At 37.4% G+C, this 17,569-nt stretch carries 16 protein-coding genes and 1 pseudogene; 1 reads left to right on the top strand and 16 read right to left on the bottom strand.

All coding sequences use genetic code 11. From position 1 onward, the window contains the following. Positions 1–21 precede the first annotated feature (21 nt). From H4J62_RS08750 to H4J62_RS08705, 10 genes are all read right to left on the bottom strand, one after another. Positions 22–864 (bottom strand): phosphate/phosphite/phosphonate ABC transporter substrate-binding protein, encoded by an 843-nt coding sequence (locus tag H4J62_RS08750; RefSeq protein WP_182216401.1) that lies wholly within the window; start codon positions 862–864, stop codon positions 22–24. A 458-nt stretch (positions 865–1,322) separates the two neighbouring features. After that, entirely contained in the window at positions 1,323–2,729 is a 1,407-nt protein-coding gene (locus H4J62_RS08745; protein ID WP_182216399.1) for a sigma-54 dependent transcriptional regulator, read from the bottom strand. Positions 2,730–2,741: 12 nt separating this feature from the next. After that, the gene (locus H4J62_RS08740) at positions 2,742–3,077 is read right to left on the bottom strand and encodes an Hpt domain-containing protein (protein ID WP_182216398.1); all 336 of its coding nucleotides are present in this window, start codon (positions 3,075–3,077) and stop codon (positions 2,742–2,744) included. A 129-nt stretch (positions 3,078–3,206) separates the two neighbouring features. After that, positions 3,207–4,028, bottom strand: a complete 822-nt coding sequence (locus H4J62_RS08735) for an EAL domain-containing protein (RefSeq protein WP_259364963.1) — start codon at positions 4,026–4,028, stop codon at positions 3,207–3,209. Positions 4,029–4,292: 264 nt separating this feature from the next. Further along, the gene (locus H4J62_RS08730; RefSeq protein ID WP_182216396.1) at positions 4,293–5,360 is read right to left on the bottom strand and encodes a hypothetical protein; all 1,068 of its coding nucleotides are present in this window, start codon (positions 5,358–5,360) and stop codon (positions 4,293–4,295) included. 48 nt (positions 5,361–5,408) lie between these two features. Next, positions 5,409–6,224 (bottom strand): type II secretion system F family protein, encoded by an 816-nt coding sequence (locus tag H4J62_RS08725; protein WP_182216394.1) that lies wholly within the window; start codon positions 6,222–6,224, stop codon positions 5,409–5,411. Further along, a complete protein-coding gene (locus tag H4J62_RS08720) occupies positions 6,221–7,090 on the bottom strand; it encodes a type II secretion system F family protein (protein ID WP_259364964.1) in 870 nt (289 codons plus the stop codon). The genes H4J62_RS08725 and H4J62_RS08720 overlap by 4 nt, the downstream gene beginning before the upstream one ends. Before the next feature lie 2 nt (positions 7,091–7,092). Continuing rightward, positions 7,093–8,415, bottom strand: a complete 1,323-nt coding sequence (locus tag H4J62_RS08715) for a CpaF family protein (RefSeq protein WP_182216391.1) — start codon at positions 8,413–8,415, stop codon at positions 7,093–7,095. A 37-nt stretch (positions 8,416–8,452) separates the two neighbouring features. Then, positions 8,453–9,214: an SAF domain-containing protein gene (locus H4J62_RS08710; RefSeq protein WP_182216389.1), complete on the bottom strand. Its 762-nt coding sequence runs from the start codon at positions 9,212–9,214 to the stop codon at positions 8,453–8,455. Between the two features lie 73 nt (positions 9,215–9,287). Further along, positions 9,288–9,674, bottom strand: coding sequence for a hypothetical protein (locus H4J62_RS08705; RefSeq protein WP_182216387.1), 387 nt, complete (start codon positions 9,672–9,674; stop codon positions 9,288–9,290). A gap of 839 nt (positions 9,675–10,513) precedes the next feature. On the opposite strand from H4J62_RS08705, the pseudogene H4J62_RS08700 reads away from it, so the two are divergent. Continuing rightward, a pseudogene (locus tag H4J62_RS08700) lies at positions 10,514–11,298 on the top strand (transposase). Here the strand turns inward: H4J62_RS08700 and H4J62_RS08695 are convergent. The 6 genes from H4J62_RS08695 to H4J62_RS08670 form a co-directional block, all read right to left on the bottom strand. Beyond that, entirely contained in the window at positions 11,291–11,620 is a 330-nt protein-coding gene (locus tag H4J62_RS08695; RefSeq protein ID WP_182216386.1) for an SAF domain-containing protein, read from the bottom strand. The pseudogene H4J62_RS08700 and the gene H4J62_RS08695 overlap by 8 nt on opposite strands. 69 nt (positions 11,621–11,689) lie before the next feature. Then, positions 11,690–12,079 carry a hypothetical protein gene (locus H4J62_RS08690; protein ID WP_182216384.1) on the bottom strand — a complete coding sequence of 130 codons (390 nt, stop codon included), beginning with the start codon at positions 12,077–12,079 and terminating at the stop codon, positions 11,690–11,692. A gap of 640 nt (positions 12,080–12,719) precedes the next feature. Further along, positions 12,720–13,481, bottom strand: coding sequence for an SAF domain-containing protein (locus tag H4J62_RS08685; RefSeq protein WP_182216382.1), 762 nt, complete (start codon positions 13,479–13,481; stop codon positions 12,720–12,722). Between the two features lie 73 nt (positions 13,482–13,554). Further along, entirely contained in the window at positions 13,555–13,941 is a 387-nt protein-coding gene (locus H4J62_RS08680) for a hypothetical protein (protein ID WP_182216380.1), read from the bottom strand. Positions 13,942–14,526: 585 nt separating this feature from the next. Beyond that, complete coding sequence (locus H4J62_RS08675) at positions 14,527–15,396, bottom strand: M48 family metallopeptidase (protein ID WP_182216379.1); 870 nt, start codon at positions 15,394–15,396, stop codon at positions 14,527–14,529. Next, positions 15,393–17,360, bottom strand: a complete 1,968-nt coding sequence (locus H4J62_RS08670; RefSeq protein WP_182216377.1) for a pilus assembly protein N-terminal domain-containing protein — start codon at positions 17,358–17,360, stop codon at positions 15,393–15,395. Before H4J62_RS08670 ends, H4J62_RS08675 begins: the two co-directional genes overlap by 4 nt. Positions 17,361–17,569 lie beyond the last annotated feature (209 nt).

Genomic DNA, 17,569 nt, shown 5'->3' with positions numbered 1-17,569 from the left:
CTGAGCCAAAAAGTAAGTTTTTTAATTTTTACCAAGTAGAAGATTAATATTTAAACTACGAACATCATTCCACTCTTGATCGTTTGCTTGTGTAAAACCCTTCATTCTTAGTGGCACTAGTAATTTCACACTAGCATCAGAATTTTTAATATCTAAAAAACCACGAAGTAGTTTTTGTCGAATATCTTCAGTAACCCGCGGATGAGTAGCAATTGCGTGTGGTGTATAACCGTCTGATGTCCAGATGATTTTTAATTGCTTTCGAAAGCGCTCTGGTAATGCATTAAACGTGCGTATTATTCCGCCGCCTGCTACCAAACGGCCCATGGCAACATTGCGATATACAGCATCGTGTGAATTAACATATTTACTTTGAACGTTAATGTTTTTCTGTGCTAAGTTTGCCTTGGGGATCAATGTGGCGGCAAAAGATGCTGGCGCTGGAAAAGCAATTGTTTGCATCGATAAGTCTTCGATCTTGTTAATTTCACTATTTTTATTAGCAACTAAAATGCCTTTAATTTTTTTCCCTAGTTCATGTACAAGTGCTTTAAAGCCTTCTTCCTTACTTAATACAGCGTAGTGGTATGGGTTCATATACGCAATATCATAGTCACCTGCAATTAATCGCTTTTCAAACGTTGGAATATCGGGAGCTGTCGCAAATTTGAGTTCAATACCTGTGTTCTTACTGATCAGTTTAAGTAACGGAATCCAGTTACGAGCTAACTTAGCTGCTGATTGCTGCGGAACTATCCCAAATACTAGAGGCTTAGCTTCAACAACCTCAGCTGTATCCGCACTAGCAAAGCCAATAAAACATGTAATATAAATTATTGCTAAAAATTGAATTAATATCTTCATCTATTCACCTATGCTTTTTAAATTTGTTCATGCACTTAACAAAAGCAAGAAATACTCCAGCATTTAACAATATCAAAAAAAAACTTAAATTATTGATAAATAATATTTTTTATACTTATTCACTCAGTGTAATTTGATGGGAATTATTGAACATGCAATTTGATTCGCAATATGCAAGTCAAATTGCTTTGCATTTAAGAATATATAAATTAATTGATACATTTTATTTAAAGATTATATAAATATATTACAAGTATCTTGAACTAACTGAATATGACTTCACTAAAAATTATATTTTAGATTTAAGAGTTTCACTACTCAACGGCTATTTGTTAAGTTATCCATGGCTCGATTAAACTCAAATATTACCCATAGTACAATCATATATAGGACTACAACTTACCAGTTTTTATTACTTAGTAAAGTCCCAAAATTAGCAGGTTAACAAAGCTGGGCAACTAGTCCCAGTTTTTCATTTTTCTATAAATTGTTGACGCACTTACGCCTAGGTGTGCGGCGGCCAGCGGGATGTTACCATCACAAACTTCGATTGCCTTTTCTATAGTGTTTTTTTCAACTATCCACATGGGAACAATCTCTTGAATACTGGTAGGGCCAACAGAAGTACTTGCCTTGGTTTCTGATTTAATTACACTTGGTGTAGTTGTAACTTGAAGGTTAGTTTGTCTGAAGCTCTCTGGTAACATGTCAATTGTAATCTCAGTACCAGTATTGATTACGACCATATTCTCAATCACATTTTGCAATTCTCGAATATTACCCGGCCAGTCATACTTCATAAATAATGTCTGAACATCTGATGAAAACTGTTGAAATCCTTTATCATTAGCTTCATTTTTATCCAATAAAATAGCGTTAGCCAACAATAAAATATCTGGACCTCTATCCCTTAAAGCAGGTAACTGAACTGGAATAACATTTAATCTATAATATAAATCTTCTCTAAAGCGACCTTCGCCAACTTCGGCTGCTGGATTACGATTAGTTGCACAAACAACCCTAACATCACTTTGTATTACGTCACTACTACCAACACGACTAAATGTACCTGTTTGCAAAAATCGAAGTAACTTAGATTGTAAATTTAAATCCATTTCACAAATTTCGTCTAGAAATAGCGTTCCACCATTAGCGACCTCTACAGCTCCTTTTCTATCGGCCAGAGCGCCACTAAAAGAGCCTTTCATATGACCAAAAAACTCTGATTCAAATAAATCTTTTGGTATCGCCGCACAGTTAATTGCAATCACGGGACCATTTTTCCGAGCACTGGTGTTATGTAAGTACTGAGCACAAACCTCTTTACCTGTTCCACTTTCACCGGTGACAAATACGCTTGCCTTGCTACGAGCAGCACTATCTAGCAAGCGAAAAACAGTTTTCATCGCTAATGATTCACCAAGAAAACTCGTATCTGGTTGATCTGAAACTTCATCTTCAACTGCAGGGGGTTCTGTTTCCAGATTAATCTGCTTTATTGCATCATAAACCGAAGTCACCATTCTTTCTCTAGTAAACGGCTTCTCTATAAAGTCAAAACCGCCCAAGCGCATAGCATCAACAGCTACTTCAATAGAACTATTAGAAGTGATAATAATAACCCGTGCAGGTGACTTCTGACGCTTGACAAATTGCAGTACATCTAAACCGCTAATATCTGGTAAGCAAACATCTTGAATAATAACACTGGGCATTTTTTCTTTAATCGCGGCTAAGGCAGAATAACCATCTACAAAATGCCTAGTTTCATAACCTATACTTTCAAGTTGAGAACTGTAAAGGGCTCCACTTGATACACTGTCTTCTACAATATAAACCAAGGTTTTTTGTGAATTTTTAGACATATTATTCCCTTACTAAAATTCTTTGCCATATTTGTTGTTATACAGTTTCAGAGTTTGTTTGATCAAATCTAATAGCTGGTTATCTGTATCCCTAAAGAGCCTTGAGGTTGAGCATAACCTATCATTTATTTCACTGGCCATTGTTGCTACAGTCATAGCCCCATAAAGTGCTGCCGAGTTTTTAAGTTTATGTGTCACTTCTTCAATTTTCTTCAAATCCATCGAGATAAATGCATTTTCTAAATCGACTAAAGACATGGTCATCTCGTCTATAAACAAACCAATCAATTTATGACAAGTTAGTTCATCTAAATCTTCGATCATTTGTTGAATGACCTTTTCATCCATTAAACAGCTCATACTCTACTCACTGATTAAAAATCTGCTCACTATTTAAACACTATTACAAAATGCGTTGCAAATTGCAAATTAGACAAATCTTAATATTCATCATCTAAACTACCTATGAATATTGTTTTAACTCCAACGGCGTAAATTATCTTCAAATGATGCTGGACGTCCTAGTAAGTAGCCTTGCGCAGTATCACAACCTAATTGGTTAAGTATTTGCAGTTGCACTTCATCTTCAATACCTTCAGCCACAATATGCATGCCTAGTCGTTGTGCCATTGCTACGATTGCACTACATAGAGTAAAATCTTCGTTACATGTCGCGATACCATCAACGAAGCTTTTATCTATTTTCAAACCATTAACTTTGAATTCTCTTAGTAAACTTAAAGAAGCAAAACCAGTTCCAAAGTCATCTACCCATATTTCGATCCCTTCTTTTTGAAAGGCGTCAAAAACCTTAGCGATAACTTTGGGATTTTGGATCAGTGCAGTTTCAGTCAACTCCAATTTAATACAACGTGTAGGTATTTCTAGTTTATCCACTAAGGTCATAATTTGCTCAAAAATATCAGTATTTGCTATCTGAACAGCAGATACATTAATTGAAACGGTAATATCTTTTAAACCATATTGAAGATAACGTTTAAGATCCAACAGTACTTGTTTAAATATCCAACTTCCCAGTTCAATAATCTGACCATTTTTCTCGGCATGTGGAATAAACTTATCAGGAGAAATAAACCCGAACTGAGGAGAGTGACATCTAACCAAAGCTTCAAAACCTGTTAATTTACTATTTTGCATACAAAAAAGTGGTTGATAAACCATAGAGAAGTGCTGATTTTGTAATGCGTCTTCAATAATGCAAGTCAAGTCATCTAACTTTGATGGCGTGTGAACAATTGTTGTTTCAAGTGTATCTATTGGTGAAAGTGACATATTCATATTATTTCATTCCTAATTTACTTTGAGTCGATAGTACTAACAAAGCAATTCGTAGACCAACGTAAACCCCAAACCAAAAAAAACACATAAGCCACTGAAAAATAAAACCTAATAAAACATAACCACTAGTATTTACATTTATTAAATACTGATAGTTGCAAAATGCAAATCAAATTACTAAGACTGATTACCAAATTGCCATTTGTAAAAAAAAGGGAAGAATGTAGTTATACATCCTTCCCTGCTTTTTCTTAACAACCTTTATCAGTTATTGCCTTCACCCTTTGGCGCAGTGTTGTACCATTGGTCGCCATCAACTCTACCGCCTAAGACTGGTAAGTTAACCTGGAAAGGGGGTGTAAATTGCTCTAACGCATTTTGAGTAGGATCATTTATATTAATGACAGATTCTGCTTTTTTCAGGCTCAAGCCGCTACAAAATGAAGGGTCGTCATAATTTGTACCCGTCGGGCAGCACTGGCCATCGACAGAGCCATCAGCAACAGAATAATATCCAGATGGACAACTACATTGCAATTGTGTATTAGTGCCACAGCCTGCATCACAAATACCCAATTTGATTTTTTTTTCAAGAAGATTATCTGTTACGTTATTAATTGAAATATCAACCTCAGATGCTTGGCAAGTTAATGCCGGTTGCCCCAGCGAAGTAGGTAAGATGAATGGTGATTCGCATGGCTCACCGGTTAACACTTTTTGTGAAATATAACGTGATCCAATAGGAGAACCAATTCCCCCAATAATTTCTAGCATCGGGCAAGCTTCAAAGGTTTCTTTATATAAAAATCCTGGCAGCCCATTAGGTGAGCGACCAATGGCGTAATTAGGAGCGCCCTGCAATGCTTGAAAGTAGCTCACTGAACCCGTATTAGGTAAACGGCTAATGCCTGTATTATCTAAAGTCTCAGCACTGGTTGGCTTGATGCAAGGAGGGCCTTGGCAGTTTAGTTCAGTGTAATAAATTGGCTCTCTACTGGTGAAACGGTCATCACGAACACCTATTAGTGCTCGGTAATTTGTTGTGCTGTCTGTAGAGGTACGGTCAATAAAAAACAATTGTGGTGCATCATGTTCATCAAAATTTATCACTTCGCCTAACACCTGACTATTACTATCTGCCACCAACACGGTTCGGTCTTGTTGCTTAATCTTTTGTTCAAATAATGCATTGCGAACAGCAGCTATGCCAACAAAGCTTCCTATGACTAAAATAGTAATAATCAGGATCAGCTCAATGGTTAAAACAAAACCTGCTTGTTTTTTTAATCGAGAATTTTCCTTCATTATTTTTGGCAATCTAACTTCAATCATTTTACTTCCTTTTATTATTTAGCACCGCTAAAACAGCATATCTTATAATTATAGGATATCACCCAACAATTTCATTATTTCGCTGATCTGCTGTCCAGCAGGAAAAAATACTAGCACAAAAAACATCGGGAAGCAGACCATTGCCATCGGCAAAGTAGATTCGAGGGCTTTGCGGTTAATTCTACTTGTTAGTTGTTGGTCCTGTTGTAACCTCAGAAAGTCAGCTAATGATTGTAATCCGTCACCAACGGGGCTACCTACTTCAATCCCAGCCTTAATTATTACCGATAATTTATTTAACGCCTCTACACCAGTCCTGACAGACAAATTATCAAAGGCTGCAGTGCGATCACGGCCAGCATCTAGCTCGTAAGCAATTAACTCAAGCTCTGCTGCCAAAGGGTTGTCTTTTTGCAAGCCAAATTGAGCAGCTTTTCGAAATGCCTGGCTTAACGATAAACCTGACTTCAAAAAAACAATCAGTAAATTGATAAAAAAGACTAATGACAGATTAATTCTACGTCGACGATTACTCCGGTTTATAAGTAGATACATGTCCATCAATAAAAAGGACACAATACCCGTACTGATAATAATCCATAAATTAAATGACAACTCAATAGCAATTATTACTAGTACTACAGCAGTGCACCACTTTACTGACCAGTACCATAACCAGAAACCAGCCACTGAAATACCACATTGGCGGATCAATTTATTTGGATAAATTAAATAAGCTTTTTTGGACTTATTAAAGGGATCATCAATCAATTTATTCTCTTTGGTAAGACTTTGTTTTAAAAAGTAGAGAAAAATAATTAACATTAGTAAAAAAAGTAAATCCAGCCAGTTGAATATATTCATTGCTCTATCCTCGATATACGACGTAACCATAAATAACCAGTAAATTGTAAAAATAGCGCCCCGCCCAAGTATGTTGGTCCAGATGGATGCTTTAATAAGGTGTCGAACCAGTCAGGTTGTTGCCATAGTAAAATTGGAATCAATATATAGGGTAAACCACCACATAATATTGCAGCATAACGAGTACCGGATAAGTGAGTGTCAATTTGTAACTGGTGACGTTGTCGATCTCGAACAATGCGGTTAACAGAATCAAGCATAAAAGTGAGATCACTTCCTGATTGATAGCGTGCAATAATAACTTGTGCAAATAGTCGAGTTGCAATACAGTTGTATTTGGTTGTTAGATGATTAATAGCCTGTTCTGGCGAACAGCCCATATCCAAGCGTCCTAACATTTCTGTTAGTTGATGCTTAACAGTTCCTTGACCTGACTGTGCAGCTAAAGCAATAGCCTGGTGAGGCGACTGGCCACTCGTTAAAGCCGCTTTCATCATATCCATAGCTTCAGCTAAACCTTTCTCTACTCGTTTTATTTTCATTTTCGCCATATCACTGATGCTATTAAAGCAAAACACCGTTACCGCCATTCCCGCAATAGCCGCCAAAGGAATATGCTTGGGGAATATCTCAAGCAGTAACATAAAAATAGCGAAGGCAACGATTGCTATACCCGCAATAACAAGTGCTGGAGGTAGATTCAAATTAAGCGTTTGCAAATGATTATACAATGACGAATCAGGTTTGCTCTTAACAGCATATGAAAAATTGGCGTTGCCCCTTTTAGATTCACGAAACCAATGCAATACAATAATTAGCATTACCAATAAACTTAGGGATAAACCGATAAACTCTATATTTATCATCACTAGTCCACCTTTAATAATCGATTGAATTGTTCACTTTTATAGCCTTTTACTGCTACCTTAGCCGCTAGTTCAGTACTATTACCTGTTGCAACATGCTTACCATGTATATGGTCTGGTTCACTGTTTGCTGCGTGCTTAAAACTAAACAACTCTCGAATTTCATCTTTATCTTCACCATGAACTAACTCGCAAATGCTTACGACTCTGCGGCTGCCATCTTGGAAGCGCATAACTTGAATAATTAATTGTAGAGAAGAACGAATCATCTGCTGAATAGCTTCTTTTGAAAAGCCTCCACCCATTAACGCAAGTGTTTCCATGCGGCTGATTACATCATGTGGGCTATTAGCATGTAAGGTAGTTAAGCTACCGTCATGACCAACATTCATCGCTTGCAACATATCCAAAACTTCAACCCCCCTGACTTCACCAACCACTATACGGTCAGCCCTCATGCGAAGTGCATTTCTAACTAAATCACTAAGATTAATTGCACCACTGCCTTCGCTATTAACATGTCTAGACTCGAGTGAGATAACGTGGGGATGCTTTAGCTGAAGCTCAGCCGTTTCTTCAACGGTTACGATACGCTCTGTTGTAGGGATAAAACCTGATATAGCGTTCAATAAAGTGGTTTTTCCTGCTCCTGCGCTACCCGCTATTACTATATTGATACCTGTTGATACGGCAAGTTCTAAGAAGTCCATCATGGCTTTACTTAGAAACCCCCTATTAATTAGTTGCTGAGTAGTCAAATCCTCGGTATGAAAACGTCTAATTGAAACGATTGGTCCCGACTCACAAAGCGGTGGGATCACTGCATGTAATCGACTACCATCAGGCAAGCGAGAATCTACCATAGGTTGACGTGCATCTAGCTGCCTACCTTGAGTACTTAACACTCTGTCCAAAAAGCGACGTAAATGACTTTCGTTATCAAAACGTAACTTAGTTTTTGTTAATCGTCCGTTTCTATCAACCCAAATTTCATCTGGACCGTTTATTAAAATATCGGTAACACCAGGTTCTTTCATTAAGTCAGAAATTGGACCCAAGCCCGTTAACTCTTGCATAATTTGCAGGGTTAATGCTTGTCTCTCATATACGCTTAAACCTGGATTTAATCTTGGACGTATTTCTTCAATCAATCGTTCAAGGCGACGTTCAACCTGCGAAGTATCTTTTAACAGATGTATGTTCTGCTCTTCCATACCGTCAATTAGGCGATTATGTAAAAAACGACGTAACTCACGAAAGCGCTCTGATTCTATATTCTCTTTGTCTAGCGCAGTAAATCCTAAAATTTTATTTGAGTTATTCATGATGTGTTACCTTTACTTAATACCTTGTTAAGGCATTTTAATTGTTCACTCGTACATTTGAACGACGAATACCTGCTACCATTTCAATATTGCGATAACGTTGTTTGGGGTCAATACTATATTGAGTACCTTTTGCCCTATCGTGTGCACTGTGAAAGATCATCGCTATCGAATCGCTGGCTTTGATACTCGCTAATGGGTATACATCAGACGGTCTTATCGCCACAACTAGAGACACCCCAGAGGTAACTCCTGCCTGCTTATTTTTTGGCATTAGCATATTTTTTAAACCACTGTCTGCAGTCTTTTTAGCAGCTGGGTGGTTAATACCAATTAACTGCACATCACGGGCAACGGTTCTTACACCATTCCTGCCTCTGACAACCACATCAAAGCGGTCACCGTCACTCAACTGCTCGTAAGGCATACCTTTTTGGATGTGCTCTAGGGTAAACAAAACACGACCAGCTGGAATAGCATCAGATAAAGATTTCTTTTCTTTAGTTTTCAAGTCGCTTGGGTAAATCGAACTCCCTGCTCGCTTGCTAACCTTTAATGTTTTACCCATCAAATGACGGGGGTTTTGTATAGTGCCTGCAAGATTGTCTTCATCAATACGCACTTGTTTAAGGAGTGATGAAGTCAGTACTTGACCCGGTTGTAGATTACTACTGACTATCCATGCCGGCTCCGTTGTCATATTTTCAAACTGGCGAAGTCCTAGCACTGAAGCTAACATACTTGATGCTGCAAAGAGGATCATGGCACCCGTGGCACTACCGGTTAATTTACTTTTCATATGTCACCTCATTTATCAAGTTAGGAATATTTTGGACAGGTGCAATGGCTGAACCTGCCCGTGAAACGCCTGATTAGTTCAAACTGCCGGTATTACTAGCAGAAGCAGCAGCTGTACTCGCTGTACCACTAATAGAGGCGGCAGATTCAGAAAAGTCAGTATTAATAAATTCAAACTTCTGACCATCACCTGCATTTATATCAACCGCATCAATAAAACCAGAGCCACTTATCTCTGACGTTCCTTCACCATTTTTCATACCATCAAAAGCGTAGCTCTGGTCTAGTGAGCCAATTGCTTCAGCAACATCTTCCATTTCAGCCGTTACAGCGTCACGCATCGTACTTAGACCTACGACTAGGCCAATGACTATCGTAGTCGATAACAATAACAACTCTGAAGTCATCACAAATCCGCCTTGTTTTTTCTTACCTAGTTTGTTGTTTATAAGAGTTTTCATAATGTTTACCTTTAATGTTGTGTAAGTTAGTAATTAATAAACCCAAATTATTTGAGCTTACATAGACTATTGCGATTGCTGTGCCAGCTTTTAAACAAACCAAAATAAAACCAAATAAATCCTTATAAAACAATAAAATAAATTTTAATTAAAATTAAATCATCACTGTATTGGTTATTAGCTAAAAAGCTTAGTTCACAATCTGATTTGCAATTTGCAAATCAGATTGTATTATTTATTTACGTACCCTCATTTGAGCTATTCAAAAAAGAAAATCTTTTTTTTGCGAAAAATATAGCCTATTAAAAATGAATGCCCATACGCTTAAAGAGTCAGACTCATATAATTTTAAAATTTATGATTATTGATTCTAAACCGACAGCTTTGTTTAAAATGGAGATGTATCGCTTGTTTCGTAATAGAAACGAGAAGAAAACTAACTTTTTATTGTGGAAGTAACTTAGAAAACGGAGTTAAAGGGTCTATATGTGGCGCATTGTATAGCTAAAAATTAGTAGTTATCAAAAAATAAATTAACAGTTAAGCAATAATTATCATTTTGTTAGCAATATTTTATGGCAATAAAAAGTTAATAAATACTAGTGTTTGAACCAACCAACGACCCTGTAGCAAAATCTGTGTAACTGCCTATCATTAGTACCCCAAAAGGGGTTAGGATTGGCAGACTATGAATAAGAAAGAACTAGGGTATTTGCTAAGCAAGCAGCCAAGATAACCGTTGAAGCCTTTTTAAACGCAGAGATTGAAGAGCATCTTGGTTATGCACTTCATGAGAAAATCAACACAAAAATAGCCGCAACGGCTACTATTCGAAGCCCATTCGCACTGAAGACGGCCAAGTAGAACTTGAAACACCACGTGATAAAGAAGGTAGTTTCGAGCCTTTATTGGTTAAAAAGAATCAAACGCGATTTACGTCGATGAACGATAAAATCTTGTATCTTTATGCCAAAGGTATGACGACGAGAGAAATCGTTAAAATGTTCAAAGAAATGTATGGCGCAGATATTTCACCCACGTTATATCTCTTGTCACTAATGCCGTAATAGAACAAGTCACTGAGTGGCAAGATCAACCTCTAGATTCAGTCTACCCTATTGTTTATCTTGACTGTTTAGTGGTTAAAATCAGACAAGATAAACAGGTTATCAATAAAGAGGTTTACCTGGCCTTAGGTGTTAACATTAAAGGTAAAAAGAGTTATTAGGTATCTGTTGATGGTCTTAAAGGCTTTGCTGAAGCGATTAATACCGTATTTCCTCCGGCACAAGTTCAGCTCTGTATTGTTCATATGGTAAGAAATTCGATGAAGTATGCACCCTGGGGGAATTACAAAGCAATAACGGGTGATGTAAAGCGAATATATCAATCAGTGACAGAAGAAGAGGTATTACTTGAACTCGATAACGTCTGCGTACGCTGGGATGATAAATACCCTCAAGACATTCGCAAACGATTTCCCTCTGATGACTCAGCGAAGAAAGTAGTTAATCTTGCAATAGATTCGGCATCCAAGAGATGGACAATCTCAATAAGAAACGGGAAAACGGCCTTGAATCGATTTATGATTGAATTCGAAGACCGTTTAAAGGACTTTATTTAAAACTGGAAGTTACACAAAATCTGTTACAGGATACAGCCAACTCATGCCAATAAATTGTACTGCTTGCCTCTTTATTCACCACTAACATTTTACCAACGAGTGCATCAGGGTTCTGAACTGAACCATAGATATTATTAGTAGAAACTCTAGTTTTAACTAGCAAATCTGACGTAATCAATTGACCTGCTGAGATATTTACTTTAGTTACCCAAGCTGAAACTGTGAACAAATGATTTAATGGTAGTAAAAAATATGCTATGGATATTAAAGTAACGAATGCGAATACGCTCCAGGCAAAAGGTGTATTTAATTTGTATTTCATACATCACCTCATTCATTAATTTAAAGATAAAAGAGCCAGTCAGGTGACTGACCCTACTATTTAAGTATTTTAGTTTATCAAACTACCAACATTGGCAGCAGAATTAGCACCACTACTAGCGCTACTACTAATAGAACTGGCTGTTTCAGAAAAATCACTCGCGATAAATTCAAATTTCACTCCATCCCCAGCGTTAGTGTCTATGGCATCGATAAATCCTGAACCACTGATTTCAGCAGTACCTTCACCGTTTTTCATACCGTCATAGGCATAACTTTGATCAAGTGAACCAATCGCTTCAGCGACATCTTCCATTTCAGCAGTTACAGAATCACGCATTGTTGTTAACCCTACGGTTAAACCAATAACGATAGTCGTAGACAACAACAATAATTCTGACGTCATCACAAAACCGCCTTGCTTTTTCTTCATGTTCTTTTTATTGATATTAGCTTTCATAGTGTTTACCTCTGGTAGTGTTAAAAAGATATCGGCTCATCATTTGTTATTAATTTAATGAGCCTATTAAGGTTATTGCCATTGCTGTGCCAAATATAAAAAAAAACAATAAAATCACACAAAAAACATAAAAAACCAATAAAAAACAGTGTAGTAAGTTGGAAGTAACAAAAACATTTAGTCATACATATTTACGAAGATTACCGCAATAAGTAATTTGATTTGCAAAATACAAATCAAATTATAACGAGTTACCTCTATCAAAAATGATTTATAAATTTCACTTATGGTAATGCTGTAGATCCAGATAAGAAGTTTCGATGGGTCAATAAGTACCTGTTAGGGATGTGCAAATAGCCTTTTTGGTTCCAAACAAAACCTAAGTACTCACTTCCCTGTGAGCACAGGTTTTTGGTTCCAAACAAAACCTAAGTACTCACTTCCCTGTGAGCACAGGTTTTTGGTTCCAAACAAAACCTAAGTACTCACTTCCCTGTGAGCAATAATTTATGAAATGGGTATAACGATTAAATATAAAAAGGTGTACTAGTATTAAAAAAAATCCGATTCAATCAATGTAAGACTAAACCGGAAAATTACTCAGGAGAGAGTAGAAATATTATTGTTACTACAAGTTTTGTTAATTAATAACCTGCACTCTTGTGCGGTGCACACCTGCTACCATTTCAACATTACGAAAACGTTGTTTAGGATCAATACTATATTGAGTGCCTTTTGCCATATCATGTGCACTGTGGAAAATCATCGCTACAGCGTCGCTTGCTCTAATACTGGTTAAGGGATACACATCCGATGGTCTTACGGCAACAACCAACGACAAACCGGGTTGATTACCTGCTTGTTTACCTTTAGGCATCAACATATTTTTCAGACCACTATTATCAGCCTTTCGGGCTGCAGGATGGTTGATACCAATGAGCTGCACATCTCGTGCAACCGTACGTACACCATTTCGAGCTCTTACAACCACATCAAAACGATCACCATCACTTAACTGTTCGTAAGGCATACCTTTTTGAATATGCTCTAGGGTGTATAACACCCGACCTGGTGGAATAGCATGAGATAAAGATTTTTTTTCTTTGACCTTTAAGTCACTCGGGGAAATTGTACTACCCGCACTCTTACTAACTTTTAATGTTTGGCCCATCAATCGACGGGAGTTTTGAATCGTCCCTACAAGGTTATCCAGATCAATACGTACTTGTTTAAGCAGTCCTGAAGTGATCACTTGACCTGACTGTAGATTGCTACTTACTATCCACGCAGGCTCAGTTGTCAGCTTGTCAAATTGACGCAGTCCTAGCACTGAAGCTAGCATACCCGATGCCGCAAAAAGGATCATGGCACCTGTAGCACTACCGGTTAATTTAGCTTTCATATGTCACCTCATTAATCAGATTAGAAAAACGAGGACAGGAGCGAAATACTTATCCTGCCCTTTGAGCCACGGATTAATTCAAGCTACCAACATTGTTAGCAGAAGCCGCGGCGGTGCTTGCAGTGCCACTTATATCATTAGCTGATTCAGAAAAGTCAGTATTTATAAATTCGAACTTCTGACCGTCACCAGCGTTAGCATCTACTGCATCGATGAAACCTGAACCACTGATTTCAGCAGTACCCTCACCATTTTTCATACCATCAAAAGCGTAGCTCTGGTCGAGTGAACCAATAGCTTCTGCAACATCTTCCATTTCAGCCGTTACAGCATCACGCATAGTACTTAAACCAACCACAAGACCAATGACTATCGTAGTAGATAACAACAACAACTCTGAAGTCATTACAAATCCGCCTTGCTTCTTTTTACTCGGTGTATTGTTTTTAATCGCTTTCATAGTGTTTACCTCTAAGGTTATAAAATTAGTCGTTTATAAGCCCAATTAATTTGAGCTTACATAGACTATTGCGATTGCTGTGCCAGCTTGTAAGTAAATGTAAAAATCAAATAACAACACCTTAATAACCCCTTATTAAACAACATGTTGAGCAAAGACCATATTCAGACTATTTAAGTTTACAATACCAAGAGGATCACTATCTAAAGCTGAAGTGACAAATTGATTCGCAATTTGCAAAGCAAATTTAATGAATAAATACCATGAAGTTTTGATCTTGATGTATGAAGAAAAAATAAATCAAGATTATGAGCTAGAATGATCTCTCACGATTTACGGTGATTGAGCCTTTAGTTCCAGACAGAACTTAAGTACTCACATTCACGCGTGCAGCATTGGTTGGCTGGTCTATCTTAACCAGTTCACATGAGAAAAATTTTATGAAATTAGTATGAATAACTTGAAATTTATCGACAATTATTGTGATGACTGTGCGCTAAAAAATAAAAAACCCAAGCGCTTAATAAACGGTTTGGGCTTATTTAATAAGTGGTAGTATTAGGGGGTTACCACCAATTTCAAATGCTAAGCTGGATTAACATAACAACCAATATGTTCTCTTAGTAACAGTATTTTTGCACTCATCATCTGGTTATCTGGCTGTTCTCTTAGTACACCGGTATACTCCTTACAAGCTTTATACCACTGCTGCTGCGCTTCATAAATTATGCCTCTGTGGTAATTAATACGCCAATCACTTTCCATAAAGCGTTCGGCTGATGTTATAGCTTGTAATGCTTTAGTATATTTTCCTTCAAGATAATAGTATGCCGCTTGAAGTTCATAAAGGTGCGGATTATAGGGTGTTACACTCAACTGTCGTTTGACTATTGTTCTGGCTAAAGTCAAGTTCCCTTCTTCCATTGCTATTCTACTGCGCAAAATAGCCGCTTCAGGAAATGCACCACGCTTAGACAAAATCAAATCTAATAACTGCTGGCTTGTATTAGTGTTACCAATTTCAAATTCCACTAATGCACTAGTCATCATAATTCGCTTATGATTTGGATATTTCAGATACAAGGCGTTCAATTCAGATGCAAATCGAAAACAATCAACTATCGGTTTGCTATTATCATGACAGTTAAGATTAATCATTAACGCTTTAACATCGATTAAATTATGATCTTTCGCTTTTTTACAATTAGAGTTGCTTGCGAGGTTATTCAAACACATTTCTTCGCGGTTAAATGATGTCATTCGACACTTTATTAATTGTTGCGTTCGAGTTTGACACTTAGGCTTAGGTACTTTTATTTTTACATACCTAGTTAAAAGCTCATCTAACTGCTCATTGGGCGCATAAACTTGGTTACTTGTACTCTTGTTCGCACAGCCAGTGATAAATAAACCACTGAATATCATACAAATTGAAAATAATTTTTTAATATTCATTTTACTGTCTCCTTTTCTGAGGCATTGAATGCCTGGTTGACATTAAAAACCGATTTTTGTAGTAGAAACTCAGTTGAAGGGAACTGCCATAAGTTGACTTCATGCTTCATCTCACGAACGATGGTAGGTGTAACAATGATAAATAGCTCACGTTCTGTATCTGAATCGGAAGTTGACTCTGCTAATTTTCCAAGTACCGGCACGCGACTCGCACCAGGTATAAAGTCTCGATTATTGTTAATGTCACGACTGACCAGCCCTCCAATAACCATAGGTTGTCCATCACGCAAACGTGTTGATGTGCTAATACTTCTAACATTAAACGCTGAGGTATTTAATCCGCTACCTGTACTACTCGAAATTTCCTGAGTTAGAAGCGTATCAGGTGTAGAAATTGTCGGGTTTAAGTCCAAAGTAATACGGTCATGTTCGTCGACCATAGCGCGAACCTGTAACTGAACGCCGAATGATTTAAATGTTGTCCCACTAAAAACACCAGAAGTATTCGCCCCAACTTCATCACCACTTACAATGCCACTTGGTGCAAATGCAGTTGGTACAGGCACTTCACCACCTGCTGAAAATACAGCTGATTCACCAGCTAATACAGTTAAAGTAGGACGAGATAAGGTTTTAGATATTCCTTCCTCTTCTAACATTGAAAACAATAAATCAAAGGCAAAATCTTTACCTGCTACTTGCAAATTATTTACTAGCCCGCCACCTAACACCTGCAAGGCATTATTAACTTTTGTCGATGATGATTCATTAGGGCTAGCTCCTGCTAAGCCAAAATTACCACTCGTTTTATCATAGCCCTTACTAAGTACTGAAAAATCTGGACGCCACTGTTTCAAGCGACGATGGTTAACTTCGTACATTTGAACCGAGACGCGAATTAGCGGTAAATCTCGTACTTCAATCACCGATAATAATTTACCTCCAGCAATGGACAATAATTTCGCGCGGCCAATATTTGAAGCAAGGTTATTATCTGAACTTCCGCTGGATCCAGACGCACCACTAATACCAAGTCCTGCCGGGCCAGCTGAGCTTTTCTTGCTATTACTCGTAAACAGCCCACCTGACTCGTTCGCTAGAATCGTAATAATGGCTTCTTTAGATTTTTTGCTTTCTTCTCCGGTCACGAGTCTAGATGCAACAGTAAGTACTCTAACTAATTCAACTTGGTTATCTACATAACCTTTTAGTAATAAAGTGTCTTGATTAGCATTAGGAACATCTCCATGCTGAACACGTGTCACAGTGACAGACTCGCCCCCCACTAAGTTAATATTATTTTTCACCCGAGTAACAATATCTTCAGGTAATATTTCAACCTTGATTAAGTTTATAATAGCGGCTGATTTAGTCTTTCTTTTTAGCGTATGCTGAACATCTTTGTCCTGCATACGCAAATTATTAACCAATGATGCAATTGCCGATGACTGCAGCAAAACATTATCATTGTCTCCTTGACCTGCTTCGAAATAGTTACGGGCCGCCGCTTCAGCTGCTATTCGGTATTTAATAGTAGGTACTTTTCCACGTAACACTAGCGCATTACGATCAGGAGCTAGTGTCAACGAGATGTTAGGATGAATATCTTTAATGGCGTGATGTAATACACTTAAATCTGAAGTAACAGTAAATAGAAAAGTTTCTGATGTATTATCAGTATACCAAACCATAACACTAGTTCGGCCCACTTTTTTGGCCAATGCTAAAGCTTCATTTTTACTCAGTACTTCTACTTGTAAAGTTTCTTCTTGCCCAACAGCAATTCGCTCAAGCGGTTTATTGAAGACTAATCGACTGTGTGTCCACTGCACTAGTTCCCTAGTTTCTTTGGACTTTTTACTGTCTGCGGTCTCTACAAATTTCAGGCCATCAGCTGCACATACCGTTGAGAATAAAGCTAATAACCAAATATAATTAATCAAAACTAATTTAAAAAATTTCATAATGCTCTCCTGTTACATTCGTCCGCAGCTACATACTTATGGTGTTTGTTGATACGGCGGTTACTAGCTATATCGCAACATTTAGACCAAGTTGGAGATTAGTTTAAGGATTTAGATTTAATTATTATAAAACAGTAGGTTATAAATTATATTTAAAATTTATTATCAGAAAGGAATTTATCTACATGGAAAATGAAATTGAACATTCT

This window comes from Colwellia sp. BRX8-5 (genome assembly GCF_014077325.1).
In the GTDB taxonomy this organism is placed as follows: domain Bacteria; phylum Pseudomonadota; class Gammaproteobacteria; order Enterobacterales; family Alteromonadaceae; genus Colwellia_A.
This window is presented reverse-complemented; position numbering and strand designations above follow the sequence as displayed.

Excerpts from the sequence above, each read along its gene's own strand:
- H4J62_RS08690 (WP_182216384.1), bottom strand. The coding sequence starts at position 12,079 with ATGAAAGCTAATATCAATAAAAAGAACATGAAGAAAAAGCAAGGCGGT.
- H4J62_RS08685 (WP_182216382.1), bottom strand. The coding sequence starts at position 13,481 with ATGAAAGCTAAATTAACCGGTAGTGCTACAGGTGCCATGATCCTTTTT.
- H4J62_RS08680 (WP_182216380.1), bottom strand. The coding sequence starts at position 13,941 with ATGAAAGCGATTAAAAACAATACACCGAGTAAAAAGAAGCAAGGCGGA.
- H4J62_RS08695 (WP_182216386.1), bottom strand. The coding sequence starts at position 11,620 with ATGAAATACAAATTAAATACACCTTTTGCCTGGAGCGTATTCGCATTC.
- H4J62_RS08715 (WP_182216391.1), bottom strand. The coding sequence starts at position 8,415 with ATGAATAACTCAAATAAAATTTTAGGATTTACTGCGCTAGACAAAGAG.
- H4J62_RS08710 (WP_182216389.1), bottom strand. The coding sequence starts at position 9,214 with ATGAAAAGTAAATTAACCGGTAGTGCCACGGGTGCCATGATCCTCTTT.
- H4J62_RS08740 (WP_182216398.1), bottom strand. The coding sequence starts at position 3,077 with ATGGATGAAAAGGTCATTCAACAAATGATCGAAGATTTAGATGAACTA.
- H4J62_RS08670 (WP_182216377.1), bottom strand. The coding sequence starts at position 17,360 with ATGAAATTTTTTAAATTAGTTTTGATTAATTATATTTGGTTATTAGCT.
- H4J62_RS08745 (WP_182216399.1), bottom strand. The coding sequence starts at position 2,729 with ATGTCTAAAAATTCACAAAAAACCTTGGTTTATATTGTAGAAGACAGT.
- H4J62_RS08675 (WP_182216379.1), bottom strand. The coding sequence starts at position 15,396 with ATGAATATTAAAAAATTATTTTCAATTTGTATGATATTCAGTGGTTTA.
- H4J62_RS08735 (WP_259364963.1), bottom strand. The coding sequence starts at position 4,028 with ATGAATATGTCACTTTCACCAATAGATACACTTGAAACAACAATTGTT.
- H4J62_RS08730 (WP_182216396.1), bottom strand. The coding sequence starts at position 5,360 with ATGATTGAAGTTAGATTGCCAAAAATAATGAAGGAAAATTCTCGATTA.
- H4J62_RS08750 (WP_182216401.1), bottom strand. The coding sequence starts at position 864 with ATGAAGATATTAATTCAATTTTTAGCAATAATTTATATTACATGTTTT.
- H4J62_RS08725 (WP_182216394.1), bottom strand. The coding sequence starts at position 6,224 with ATGAATATATTCAACTGGCTGGATTTACTTTTTTTACTAATGTTAATT.
- H4J62_RS08705 (WP_182216387.1), bottom strand. The coding sequence starts at position 9,674 with ATGAAAACTCTTATAAACAACAAACTAGGTAAGAAAAAACAAGGCGGA.
- H4J62_RS08720 (WP_259364964.1), bottom strand. The coding sequence starts at position 7,090 with ATGATAAATATAGAGTTTATCGGTTTATCCCTAAGTTTATTGGTAATG.